At 39.7% G+C, this 14068-nt stretch carries 9 protein-coding genes; all 9 read left to right on the top strand.

Annotation, left to right across the window (positions count from 1 at the left end):
- Positions 1-103: 103 nt before the first annotated feature.
- The 9 genes from FHK88_RS13965 (at position 104) to gltB (ending at position 13957) form a co-directional block, all read left to right on the top strand.
- The gene (locus FHK88_RS13965; RefSeq protein WP_227431328.1) at positions 104-1159 is read left to right on the top strand and encodes a pilus assembly protein PilM; all 1056 of its coding nucleotides are present in this window, start codon (positions 104-106) and stop codon (positions 1157-1159) included.
- Positions 1159-1818 (top strand): PilN domain-containing protein, encoded by a 660-nt coding sequence (locus tag FHK88_RS13960; RefSeq protein ID WP_227431327.1) that lies wholly within the window; start codon positions 1159-1161, stop codon positions 1816-1818. The genes FHK88_RS13965 and FHK88_RS13960 overlap by 1 nt, the downstream gene beginning before the upstream one ends.
- On the top strand, positions 1818-2531 hold the full coding sequence (locus FHK88_RS13955; protein WP_227431326.1) for a type 4a pilus biogenesis protein PilO: 714 nt from the start codon (positions 1818-1820) through the stop codon (positions 2529-2531). Before FHK88_RS13960 ends, FHK88_RS13955 begins: the two co-directional genes overlap by 1 nt.
- 3 nt (positions 2532-2534) lie before the next feature.
- Positions 2535-3077 carry a pilus assembly protein PilP gene (locus FHK88_RS13950; RefSeq protein WP_227431325.1) on the top strand — a complete coding sequence of 181 codons (543 nt, stop codon included), beginning with the start codon at positions 2535-2537 and terminating at the stop codon, positions 3075-3077.
- 31 nt (positions 3078-3108) lie between these two features.
- Complete coding sequence (pilQ, locus tag FHK88_RS13945) at positions 3109-5448, top strand: type IV pilus secretin PilQ (RefSeq protein ID WP_227431324.1); 2340 nt, start codon at positions 3109-3111, stop codon at positions 5446-5448.
- 263 nt (positions 5449-5711) lie between these two features.
- On the top strand, positions 5712-6251 hold the full coding sequence (aroK, locus tag FHK88_RS13940) for a shikimate kinase AroK (protein WP_227431323.1): 540 nt from the start codon (positions 5712-5714) through the stop codon (positions 6249-6251).
- A 258-nt stretch (positions 6252-6509) separates the two neighbouring features.
- The gene (gene aroB / locus FHK88_RS13935) at positions 6510-7586 is read left to right on the top strand and encodes a 3-dehydroquinate synthase (RefSeq protein WP_227431322.1); all 1077 of its coding nucleotides are present in this window, start codon (positions 6510-6512) and stop codon (positions 7584-7586) included.
- A 144-nt stretch (positions 7587-7730) separates the two neighbouring features.
- Positions 7731-8828, top strand: coding sequence for a hypothetical protein (locus FHK88_RS13930; protein WP_227431321.1), 1098 nt, complete (start codon positions 7731-7733; stop codon positions 8826-8828).
- 665 nt (positions 8829-9493) lie between these two features.
- A complete protein-coding gene (gene gltB / locus FHK88_RS13925; protein ID WP_227431320.1) occupies positions 9494-13957 on the top strand; it encodes a glutamate synthase large subunit in 4464 nt (1487 codons plus the stop codon).
- The last annotated feature ends 111 nt before the right edge of the window (positions 13958-14068 follow it).

The raw sequence follows: 14068 nt of genomic DNA, 5'->3' as shown, positions 1-14068 counted from the left end.
TTACTTATAACACTTGAGTCTATCGCATAAGTAACGTATTGTATCAATATATAAAAGAACTATTAACTAATGATTACTACTTTTTAAATAAGGAAACTAGTTTGTGAGGCTATTTACCCCCAAAGCTCGCCAACTAATTGGTGTGGATGTCAGCTCAACATCTGTAAAAATGGTTGAGGTGCAACGACAGCAAGGTGTTTTTCATTTAACCGCATATGGTATGGAGCGATTACCCCCCGGACAAGTGGTTGAAAAATCGATTGTAGACACAGAATCAATTGGTGAGACAATTTCTCGGTTATCACGTCGACATAAATTCACCAGTAAAAATGCAGCAACAGCAGTTTCTGGCTCTGCTGTGATTACTAAAATAATTGATATGGAAGCCAGACTAAATGATACAGAGCGTGAAGCTCAGATTCGTTTAGATGCAGAGCAGTATATTCCTTATCCATTAGCAGAAGTTAATATGGATTTTGAAGTACTTGGACCATCACCATTAAGTGATGATATGGTACAGGTACTATTGGCAGCTTCTCGTTCAGAAAATGTTGAACAGCGAGTCGATGCATTAGCCTTTGGTGGTTTTGCTACTAAAGTGATGGATATTGAGTCTTATGCCATTGAAAGAGCATTTCAACTGATTGTTGATAGTGTACCACATCAACCAGAAGTTGTGGCTTTAGTAGATATTGGTCATACCCAAACAACTTTATATATAGCTAAAGATGGAGAGTTTGTCTATAGTCGTGAGCAACTCTTTGGCGGTATTCAGCTAACTGAGGCAATCCAGTCTCGTTATGGCTTAAATGATGAAGAAGCTTATATTAATAAAAGAGAACAAACATTACCAGAAGACTATCGTGGTGAAGTGTTAATGCCATTTGTAGAAAGTCTCATACAACAAATCACTCGTTCATTACAGTTCTACTTTTCTTCTAGTCAACACACCAATGTAGATCACATCATGCTATGTGGAGGCACTGCCGCTATCCCAGACCTAGCAACCATCATTGAGCAAAAGTTAGGGACTCCTGTATCTATAGCAAATCCGTTTACTAATATGACGATTGCCCCTCAAATTGATGCCAGACAATTGGCGGCAGATGCGCCAAGCTTAATGGCAGCATGTGGTCTGGCATTAAGGAGTTTTGACTAATGGCACGTATTAATTTATTACCGTGGCGTGAAGAAGAACGAGAACGTAAAAATAAAGAGTTTATTACCCAAGTAGTTGCAGTAATTTTATTTTCTTTATTAGCAGCATTTGCTGTTTGGTCTTATTTTGATAACACACTTAAAAGTCAGCAACAAGCAAATGAGTTAGTACGACAAGAAAATGCTAGTTTAGATGCTGATTTAAAAGAAATTGAAGATCTAGAAGCACGACGAGAAGCCATTGTATCAAGAATGAAAGTGATTCAAGACTTACAAGGTCGTCGCTCTGTTCCTGTACGACTTTGGAGTGATATTGCAAAAGCAGTACCTTCTGCTATGTATTTGAATAACTTAAAGCGCCAAGATGATCTGATTACTTTCACAGGTCGGGCAGATAACCCCAATGTGGTATCAAACTTGGTGCGTAATTTAAATGCAAGCCAGTGGATGACTAATTCCAAATTAAAATATATTCAAGATGATATTCAAGCATATCAGCCAAAAGCAGTCATTCCTACTGATAATCAGGCACCGCGTCCAGTTTATCCTGAAGATAGCTATATTCAATTTGTTGTGACAACACAAGTAGTAGCCAGCTCACCAGAAAATACAGATTCGGATAATGCTCCTGACAATCAGACTAGCGCAGGAGGAGAGTAATGGTTAAGTTAACAAATAAAAAATCAATAAAAAAAGCCAATAAAACAAAAGTCGCAAAGAAATCTTTTGATTTTCAAGAGTTTCAGCGAAGCTTTCAGTCTTTAGATACTAATAATTATGGCTCTTGGCCAACAGTGGTCAAAGTGACTGTGTTTATTGTCTTAATAGGCTTTGTGGCTGCTTTAGCTTATGCCTTGCCCATTAGTAATAAAATAGATGAAATTAAAGCAGCAGATGCAGAGCAAGAGACATTACTTCAGGCTTATCGTGAAAAAGAATCTAAAGCTCGCCATTTGGAAGAATATAAAGCACAAGTTGCACAAATGGAAGTAGAGTTTAATGAGTTGGTTAATCAACTACCAAAAGATACTCGAGTACCAGAGCTTTTAGAAGGTATTAACATGACAGGAGTTGGTAGTAATATCCGCTTCCAAGATATCTCTGTACAAGATGAAGTGGAGCAAGAGTTCTTTATCGAGCAGCCCATTCGTATTGCGGCACTTGGTGATTATGATCAGTTTGGTGCATTTATTAGTGGCTTGGCCGCATTACCACGTATTATTACTATGCATGATTTTGAAGTGAATAATACACAGCCCACATTAGATGATATTCCACAATTAAACTTAGTTCTAAATACTAAGACTTATCGCTCTAAAGAGATCGCAGATGACTCACAGACCGATACAACCTCTGAAAATCAAGGAGAATAATTGATGAAATCTTACCAATTGAACTCCTCATTTTATCGGTTGCTATGTGGTCTTGTAGTAACTAGTTTCTTGGCTGGTTGTGCAGATCGGGTTCAATTAGCAGAAAATAGTATGGCTGAGATACGTAACTCACCTGCTCAACCAATTGAGCCTCCACCGCAACCTGAGATCGTAGAAGACTATGTTTATAATGGTACAAATGTGCGTAGTCCATTTTTACCTCAAAGCTTAATGAATCTACAGGCTCAGATAGAAAATGATGAGGGTGTTACACCGGATACAACTCGTGAAAAACAACCCTTAGAAGAATATGAGTTATCACAGTTAGTTTATCATGGGATGGTACTGGCACCAGATGGTGTGCAGTATGGTCTTGTACAGTTACCCGATGGTCTGGTTCAAAGTGTAAAAGTAGGAGACTATATGGGTGTTAATGATGGTCGTATTGTGGAGATTACCTCGACTCAAATCAATCTTATAGAGATTGTGCCTGATAACCGTGGTAGATTTATTGAAAGACCCGCCTCCTTGGTATCTTCTCCGTAGATTATTTGCATTTTTTTGAGGATTAAGAATAATGACAATTCGCAGCAATAATAAGGCTCTAATGTTTACAAAGCACGCTTCCCCATCGACCTTTGTCTTATCTGCTATTTCAGCAAGTATTATGATGGCAAGCATGTCAGCAAATGCAGGTGATGCAATTACTTCTATTGGAGTAACTGAAGCTTCACCAGCACTAACTCAGTTAAAAGTAGACTTCGAAGGTAAGCCTAGCCTTCCCCAAGCTTATCAGCTTGATAATCCATCTCGCTTAGTACTTGATTTTGCAGAAGTTGAAAATGAGTTGCCAAGTCGACAGACTACTATTGGTCAGGGTGCAGTTAAAGAAGTTACCTCTTTAAATGGTGAGAGTACAACTCGTTTAATTATTGGACTGGATGCCCCTTCAAGTGATGCTAATACATATGCCACACAAATTGATGGTAATTCTCTACTATTAAATATTATGCCTTTAACAACACCAGTTGCTATTGAGTCACCTGTTATACCGGCAGTTGCTATTGATACACCAGTAGTTATTGAAAATTCAGCAGCACCAGTAGTGGTACAGCAGACGACTGTGGATGAAGTGGTACAGGTAGAAAAGAATGTACCAGAGCAAACAATGGTAGTTAAAGTTAACCCTTTATTGAATCCTGCGGCTGCTTCAACAGTATCACGTCAGTATAATTATGATGGATTATCTTCATTAGATTATAATGGTAATGGACAAGGTGGTGGGAATGTTAATATTGTCCTAGCTAATGAAAGTGTTCCTATCGATCTTCAGCGTCAGGGAAGTAAACTTGTTATTCGTATGACGGGTGCAACTGTACCTAGAAACTTGGTGCGCCGACTTAATGTTAATGGTGGTTTGGTATCCTCCATTGATACAAAAAATCAAGGACAAAATGGTGTTGTTACCATTAATATGTCTCAAGACTTTGAGTATCAGGCCTATCAAACTGGCAATCAGTTGAATATTAGTATTGAGCAGCCTGAGCTTTTGCGTCCACCAACTTTAGAAGAAAAAGTATATACAGGTGAGCCAATTTCTTTTGAAATTCAAGATTTGCCAATTCGCTATGTTTTAGATTTACTTGCAGATGCAACGCAAATGAATATTGTGGCTAGTGATAGTGTTTCTGGTAATATGACTTTGCGTTTGTATAATGTTCCTTGGGATCAGGCTCTAGATATCATCCTAAAAAGTAAAAGTTTGGGGATGCGTGAGAACGGTAATGTTATCTTGATTGCACCAGCAACAGAGCTGGCTGAGCAAGAAGCGGCAGAGTTGGAAGCACAACAAAAAGTTGATACTTTCTTACCACTACGTACTGAGTATATTCGCCTGAGTTATGCGAAAGCATCGGATGTTCGTAATCTAATTTCTCAAGGTCGAGGCTCTAATGCAACAGTAAATGGTATCCAAGATACAGGCTCATTGCTATCTGACAGAGGGACAGTAACAGTAGATGAGCGTACGAATACACTGATTGTTCAGGATACAGCTGACAGTATTGAAAATATTCGTGAATTAATTACCCAAATTGATATTCCTGTACGTCAGGTAATGATTGAAGCGCGTATTGTCAGTGCAAATGACACTTTCAGTAAAGAGCTGGGTGTACGTTGGGGTATCTTGTCTAATGGTGCCGCTAATAACCGCAACTTATTGGTAGGTGGTAGTAACCAAACATTATGGGATCTGAAGAAGTTTGATGTTCAAACAACAACAATTAATGGACAACAGGTCTCTTATCCAAGCTATGATATCAGTCGTCCAGATAATCTTAATGTTGATTTAGGCGTGGCAAACCCAGCAGGACGTATTGCTTTTGGTTTGTTAAGTATGTCAGATTTGATGTTGGATTTAGAGCTGTCTGCTATGCAAGCGGATAACCGCGGTGAAGTAATTTCCACACCAAAAGTTTTAACTGCGGATAAACAGACTGCTAAGGTATCGTCAGGAACACAAATTCCATACCAAGAAGCATCTGCCAGTGGGGCAACAACAACAAGCTTTAGAGAGGCTGCATTAAGTTTAGAGGCAACTCCAAATATCACACCAGATGGTAAGATTGGTTTAGAGCTAGTAGTTAAAAACGGTACACCAACAACTTATAATGGAACAATTGCTATTTCTGAAGACTCTATCAGTACTAATGTTATTGTTGAAGATGGACAAACCATCGTTTTAGGTGGTGTGTTTAAAAATCAAGTTTCTAATGGCGTGGAAAAAGTTCCATTCTTAGGTGATTTACCTTATGTTGGTCGTTTATTTAAGAGCGACATTAGACGTAATGATAAACAGGAGTTATTAATCTTTATTACTCCAAAACTGATTAATGATGGTGTAAGTCGTATTAATTAGTGACAATATTGGTTCTTTAAGATGTTGGTCATATTGATTTGACTGGCATCATTAAGATAGTAGCGTATATTGTCCTTGTAGCCTTGAATATATAATAAAAAAGCAATCTATATATAGATTGCTTTTTTATGTTTGGTTGGTTCGAAAGTGATATTTTATTTTTTATCATCCTATTTTTAGTAATCTATCAAACATCTATAGAAACTTTCTAGTCTTTAAGGACATCTCGTTGTATTATGAGGTATTTAATTAGAGATAAAATTATGCAAGATGAGATGCCTTCTATTTTTATTATAGGTCCAATGGGGGCAGGTAAGACGACAATCGGACGTTTATTAGCAAAACAACTGGGTCGTGAGTTTGTTGATAGTGATTTATTTATAGAAGCTCAGACAGGTGCTGATATTCCTTGGATTTTTGCTAGAGAAGGGGAAGATGGTTTTCGTGAGCGTGAAAGTCGAGCTATTGATGTGTTAACGCAACGAGAAGGAGTCGTTTTGGCGACTGGTGGTGGTGTGGTTATGCGGGATTGTAACCGCCAGTGGTTACGTGACAGGGGAGTTGTTATTTATCTGAGAGCTAATGTAGAAACACAGATGCAACGCACCATGAAGGATAAATCAAGACCGTTATTGCAACAACCTAATCCCAAAAAAGTATTAAGTGATTTGTTTGATATTCGTGATCCATTATACCAAGAGATTGCAGATATTACGATTGTCACTGGACATGCGTATCCACGTCAGATGTTAACACAGATCATGGCTGAGTTAAGTAGGTTATATCCTTATCTGAATATATAGAGCTTTCTTAGGTATAAGGGGTCTATGAAGTAATATTGTTATACTACTATCTGAATGTATCAAATGATGATAGATAAGGTTGAGCAGGCTCTTTATAAGGATGTAATGACATGTGAGCATGTGGTTGGTATTTATTGTGTTATATGGTGCATTCTAGACTATTAGGTACATATTTTAGCTTTTAGTGTATTTATGCGTGTCATACTTTTTAAACTTATGTGTTTGTCGTTTGATTTTTTATAAGGAGTTTATACGGATATGTCTGATAAGCTGATTGTGGATACTCCCAGTCATCAGTATCCAATTTTCTTTGAATCTGCGTGTGATATGGCTGAGTGGGTTATGCCATTCATTCAAGGAAAACAGGTATTGATTGTTACGAACGAGACAGTCGAGCCTTTGTATCTTCAGGCTTTACAGACAGGATTGGCGGAGAGGTTTTTTGTAGAAGTTTGTGTGTTACCAGATGGTGAAGTGTATAAAACTCAGCAATATATTAATCAGATTTATGATGTGTTAATGGCACGGCACTTTAATCGTGATGTTACCCTAATTGCACTGGGTGGGGGTGTGATAGGTGATATGACAGGATTTGCTGCTGCAACTTTTATGCGTGGGGTTAATTTTATTCAAATTCCAACGACCTTGTTGTCTCAAGTGGATTCTAGCGTTGGTGGAAAAACAGGCATTAATCATCCACAAGGTAAGAATATGATAGGTGCATTTTGGCAACCACGTATGGTGTTGGCAGATATGCATACATTGAAAACTTTACCAAAGCGAGAGTTGTCAGCAGGTATGGCTGAAGTGATTAAGTATGCGTTAATCATGGATGTGTCATTTTTATCATGGCTTGAGGATAATATGTCTGCATTAATGCGTTTAGATATGCAAGTAATGAAAGAGGCAGTTGCTCGCTGTTGTCAATATAAAGCCAAGATTGTGGCAGAAGATGAACGTGAGTCTGGAAAGCGTGCTTTATTAAATTTTGGGCATACTTTTGGTCATGTGATTGAGACACATGAGGGTTATGGTAAATGGTTGCATGGTGAGGCTGTGGCAGTAGGTATGCTACAAGCAACGCAATTATCTTATAAAATGGGTTGGTTGTCTCAACAAGATGTTTTAAGAGTACGAAATATATTGCAAGCAGCTAATTTACCTATTGAGCCACCAAAAATTACAGTGGCACAGGCAAAAACGCTAATGAGTCATGATAAGAAGGTGAAGTCAGGACAATTACGTTTAATTTTGTTAAAATCACTAGGTAGTGCTGTGGTAACAGCAGACTTTGATGAAGCTTTACTTGATGAAGTATTGGATTCTACTCAGTAGGACGTTTGTTGATTTATGCTATGATGAAAGGGGTACAGTTATGCCACGATGTAGCATAAGTAAATGGTGCTGTGGTTGATCTCTATTTTCATTTATTGCTTCTATCTTTTATATTTATTTTAAATTTCATAGGCTGCTTTTTCTATGGCATCAAATCAAACCTCTCTTACATCAATGACAAAAGAAAGACAAAAACGCAGTCGGTACCGTCGTGTGCAGGTGTTGCTATGGTTAATGATGGCTTTAGTCATGGGGGCAGTTACTTTATTACTCTGGATGGCAGAAGCTTCATTTGCCTCACAGTCACCAAGTAATAGTCAGTCAGCCATTCATAACACCATGGCAACTGCCAAGTTTGATGCGCCTCTTGAGATTTCTGAGTTAAATGAGTTGAGTAAGGAAGTTGAGCCAATTACGTTTGATGCATTAGTACGAGATATGCGTCATTATCCTGATGAATTTAAAGATAAGCAGTTCTTGAAGAAAAACTCAGGAAAGTGGACAGTCCAAGTTATGGATGTTTCTGAGTATGATATTGTGACAGACTATCTAAATAGTCGTGATGATCGCAGTAAGTTTTCCTTCTTTCGATACTTAGATGAAAATGACCAGCCACGTTATATCTTACTTTATGATGTATTTCCATCTGCTCAGATGGCAATGGGTGCTTCTAAGTTGATAGATTTTGATTTGCCAGAAAATGTGCGTGTGATACCAGAAGAAATAGACCGCTATAATACTGTGATTGAAAACTATGAGCTGTCTGAGCCAATGCGAAGTGTCAATATTGAACGTGTTCGACAGGTGAAGCTACAGCCAACACGTCATGAAGTACCAGCTCGTCCACAAGTCAGTCCTAGTGAGACTGTCATTGATGCAACACCAGAGCAAAATTCTCAGGAGTCATCAGCGACAGAAAATAGTCATGTAAATACCCCTCCACCAAAACAGACGATTAAAGGTTCAGTCGATGATAAGGATACATTGGCTGTCAATGAGGCTCGTAGAAAAACGCCAGTGAATGAGGTGCCAGCGGCTACAGAGCCGAGTCAAAATAGTCGTGCTGAGTCAAACCCTCCATCTAATAATGCTAAGGTAAAACCAAAACAAGAAGGCGGTGGCACAAGCAAAGCTAATGAGTCTGTTGCTGAAAATAAACCAACTTCTGCACCTGCATCAAGTGCTAACAGTGGCAATAGTGGTGATAGTATCCGTGCATTGATTGAAGAGAAATCAAACTAATTTCGTTAATATTGTGTCACAGATATTGCGATAATTGACCAATATGTGACGGATAGTTCATCTATACACAAAAAATAAGACTGGATTTTACCTAACTCATTGTCTAATATGTGAGGTTGCCAGTGTTTTGTAGTGTGATGATAAGTATTTTCTTTATTGATGCTGATAGACGATGAGTATCTTGAAAGTTACTCTACTTATAAGATTGCCTATTTAACAGAAGTTTAAGTTTGGCACTGGTAGTATGAATGACTGTCGTCTTATTATGGTAATAATTTAATAGTGATAATAGTCATGCCGTAACTTGCGTGAAGACAATCTAAACAATGTTTAAATAATGTTTTTTGATAGTGCATCAGTAAGCTCTAATTTTAGAGGTGTATCTTATCGCTAAAAATAACAGCTTAAATGACATGTGAGTTCGCTGAAAGTTATGATTTATTTCTGCTTATCCATGTGTGATTTAAGATGCATCCATAACATCTATGTCTTAGGTATGCCCTTGCTTCCCAGATGAGATTTCATCAATAGACAAACAACCTGATGTTATAAACTCTAATGTTGTACTATAGTTTCCGCAAAGATAAATAGCCCGTTCTCACAGCAATAAACAGGCATCTGTATTTAGATGCTAGCCCCTGTAGCCCCATTTGTAAGGACAAGCCATGTCAATGATTTCGCAACACAGCCATTTGGCGACCCCAGAAGATTTTTCAGATAATTGTGGTTTTGGATTGATTGCTCATATTGAAGGCACACCAAGCCATGATTTGGTACAGACGGCAATTCATAGTTTAAGTTGTATGACGCACCGTGGTGGTGTTGCAGCAGATGGAAAAACAGGGGATGGTTGTGGTTTATTATTGGCAAAACCTGCTGATTTTTTCCAAGATATTGCAAAGGAATTAGATTTTAATTTAGCAAAAAACTTTGCTGTGGGTATGGTATTTGTTAATTTGGATGAATCTTTAGCAAAGCGTAGCCAAGAAGTACTCACTGAGCAGCTAGAAGCACAAGGATTAAGTGTGGCAGGCTGGCGTGATGTGCCAGTGGATTTGGATATCGTTGGTGAGATTGCTCAAGAGACACTGCCTCATTTTACTCATGTATTTGTTAATGCGCCAGATGATTTGGTGGCTGAAGATTTTAACCGCAAGCTATTTGTAGCACGTAGAAAAGCTGAAATCGCTTTGGCTGATGATGAGCTATTTTATGTGACATCATTAAACTGTCAAACCGTTATTTATAAAGGCTTGGTTATGCCAGCCGACTTACCTGCATTTTTCTTAGATTTACAAGACAGTCGTTTGGCATCACATATTGTTGTATTCCATCAGCGCTTTTCAACCAATACATTACCTCGCTGGCCATTGGCTCAACCGTTTCGCTATTTGGCACACAATGGTGAGTTAAATACGATTACAGGTAATCGTAACTGGTCAGTGGCACGTACGCCTAAGCTAAAGTCAGAAAAGCTACCAGAGTTAAATGAATTACATCCTTTAGTAAATCGTACAGGTTCAGATTCTTCTAGTTTGGATAATATGCTAGAAGTGTTGCTGTCTGGTGGTATGAGCTTATTTCATGCCATGTCGATTTTAGTGCCACCTGCTTGGCAGAATGTCGATAGTATGGATATGGATTTGCGAGCTTTTTATGAGTTTTATTCGCAACATATGGAAGCATGGGATGGTCCAGCAGGGTTGGTAATTCAAGATGGACGTTATGCAGTTTGTATGCTGGATCGTAATGGTTTGCGTCCTTCACGATGGGTAACAACAAAAAATGGCTATATTACTGTCGCTTCTGAGATTGGTACATGGGATTATGACCCTGCCGATGTGATTGCAAAAGGTCGTGTAGGACCAGGGCAGATGCTAGTCATTGATACCTATAATGGTGAGATGATGGACTCAAGTGTGATTGGTAATCGCTTGAAGAAGAGTAATCCTTATCGCAAGTGGCTTCGGGAAGAGGCGACTCGTATTCGTGATGATGAACGTTTAGAAGAGCAGTTAGAAGAGCAAGCCTATCGTGGTGAGCAGTTAAAAACATTGCAAAAAATGTTTAACATTACCAATGAAGAGCGTACAGAGCTGATTCGCCCAAATGCTGAGAATGGTCAAGAGCCAGTAGGCTCTATGGGTGATGATACTCCAATGGCAGTACTGTCAAAACAAGTGCGCCATATGGCAGACTTTTTCCGTCAGCAGTTTGCTCAGGTAACCAATCCACCAATTGACCCACTGCGTGAATCTATCGTGATGTCTTTGCAAACCTGTTTGGGTGCAGAGACAAATATCTTTAAGCCATCTGCTCGTGATGCACACCGTATTGTCTTGGCATCTCCAGTGCTGTCTGCCAGTAAAATGAGTCAGCTTGAGTCTATGGATGACCCTGCATTCCAGTCCCAGCGTATTGACTTAAACTATGAACAAAGCTTGACGCTGGATGAGGCAATTTATCAAATTTGTCATCAGGTAGAAGAAGCGATTGAAGCGGGTAAAACGCTGATTATTCTATCAGATAAAGCCGTTGAAAAAGGTAAAGTACCAGCCAATGCAATTATGGTAACAGGGGCGGTGCATCATTACCTGATTGAAAAGGGTATCCGTACCGATGCTAACTTAATCATTGAGACAGGTTTGGCTCGTGACTCGCATCAAGTGGCTGTGTTAATTGGCTTTGGTGCAACCTGTGTTTATCCTTATTTAGCTTATGATGTGATTACAGACTTGGTGAGTACTGGTGAGTTACTAGGTGACCCGTTACAGTCTAGAGCAAATTTCCGTAAGGGACTTGATAAAGGATTGTTAAAAATACTTTCAAAAATGGGTATTTCTACCATTGCTTCTTATCGTGGTGCGCAGTTATTTGAAGCCATTGGTCTGTCTGAAGAAGTGGTTAATCTTTGCTTTAAGGGTGTGCAAAGCCGAATTAAAGGCGCAAGGTTTGTTGATATTGCTCAGGATCAAGCGTTGTTGGCAAAAAATGCCTTTAGTCGTCGTACCCCTCTAGACCAAGGTGGTCTGCTGAAATTTGTCTTTAATAAAGAATATCATGCCTTTAACCCTGATGTTATCCGTACATTACACAGTGCAGTACGAACTGGTGAGTATGAAAACTATCAAGAATATGCCAATTTGGTCAATTCGCGCCCCATTGCGACATTGCGAGATTTATTACAGATAAAAACGGATAATAGTATTGATATTGAGGAAGTGGAAGGTATTGATAAAATCTTACCTCGCTTTGACTCGGCAGGTATGTCTTTAGGCGCTTTATCACCTGAAGCACATGAGGCAATCGCCTTGGCAATGAATACTATTGGTGGTCGTTCAAACTCAGGTGAGGGTGGTGAAGACCCAGTACGTTATGGCACGATGCGTAACTCAAAAATTAAGCAAGTTGCTTCAGGTCGATTTGGTGTCACACCTGCCTATCTACGCTCAGCGCAAGTGATGCAGATTAAGGTTGCACAGGGTGCAAAACCTGGTGAAGGTGGACAGTTACCTGGTGGTAAAGTGAACTCTTTAATCGCGCGTTTGCGTTATTCTGTACCGGGTGTAACCTTAATTTCTCCACCACCACACCATGATATCTACTCTATTGAAGATTTAGCGCAGTTGATTTTTGACTTAAAACAGGTGAATCCTGATGCTTTGGTATCAGTCAAACTGGTATCTCGCCCCGGTGTGGGCACGATTGCGACGGGTGTTGCTAAAGCCTATGCAGATTTGATTACTATCTCAGGTTATGACGGTGGTACAGCAGCATCACCATTATCTTCTATTCACTATGCAGGTTCACCATGGGAATTGGGGTTAGCAGAGGCGCACCAGTCGCTACGTGTTAATGGTCTACGTGACAAAGTGCGAGTACAAACAGATGGTGGTTTAAAAACAGGTCTTGATGTGGTCAAGGCAGCTATTTTAGGGGCAGAAAGTTTTGGTTTTGGTACGACGCCAATGATTGCTGTTGGTTGTAAGTACTTACGTATTTGTCATTTAAATAACTGTCCAACAGGTGTTGCCACACAGCAAGCACGTTTACGCGATGAGCATTTCATCGGTGAAGCAGAGATGCTGATTAACTTCTTTAAGTTTGTTGCAACAGAAACTCGAGAGTGGTTAGCTGTATTAGGCGTACGTACCATGGAAGAGCTGGTTGGGCGTACTGACTTGCTAGAAATTATCGAAGGGCATACTGAGAAACAAAAACAGTTAGACTTATCGCCTTTATTATATAGTCATCCTGCTGCTCAAGGGCGTCCTCAGACTTGCCAAGTGGAGCGTAATGAGCCGTTTGATAAAGGTCTGTTAGCTGAGAGAATGGTTGAAGATATGCTTGCAGATATTCGCCAAGGTAATGGTGGTGAGTTTAGCTATCGTATTGGTAACTGTGACCGCTCTATCGGTGCTCGTATTTCTGGTGAAATTGCTCAAGTTTGGGGCAATGTTGGTATGAGTGATAAGCCAATCAAACTACACTTAACTGGTACGGCTGGTCAGAGCTTGGGTGTGTGGAATGCTGGTGGTCTAAATATTGAGCTAGAAGGTGATGCCAATGACTATGTGGGTAAAGGCATGGCAGGTGGTGAAATTGTTATTTATCCACCACTTGGCTCATCATTTGCGACGCAAGACACAGCCATTATTGGTAATACCTGTCTGTATGGTGCAACAGGTGGTCGCCTCTATGCGGCGGGTACAGCAGGTGAGCGTTTTGCTGTTCGTAACTCAGGTGCACATGCTGTGGTAGAAGGTACCGGTGATCACTGCTGTGAATATATGACAGGTGGTGTAGTCACTGTCTTGGGACGCACTGGCTTAAACTTTGGTGCAGGTATGACAGGCGGTTTTGCCTTTGTACTAGATACGGAAGGCGATTTCTTTGACCGTTGTAACCATGAGCTAATTGATTTGCACCGTATTTCCAGTGAGCAGACAGAAGAGCATCGTATTTATCTGCAACAAATTATAGAAACTCATGTTGAAAAAACAGGTAGTGCATGGGCAAGACAGATTTTGGCAGACTTTGAGCATTACGTGCGTAAAGTCTATTTGGTTAAGCCAAAAGCCGCTAATATGGCGTCGTTATTAAAAAGTACGACCGCAGACCCACAATAAATATTGTGCATATAGCGCAGTTATTGAATGAGGTATCAGTCAAAAATCTATCATTGACAGCCAAGATGTTTAAGTATTTTTAGATAATTAGGCTGTCATGATAGCAACAGC

It is taken from the genome of Psychrobacter sp. I-STPA6b (assembly GCF_020662265.1).
Classification (GTDB): domain Bacteria; phylum Pseudomonadota; class Gammaproteobacteria; order Pseudomonadales; family Moraxellaceae; genus Psychrobacter.
Note: the sequence above shows the minus strand (reverse complement) of the source record. Positions and strands in the feature narration are given on the sequence as shown.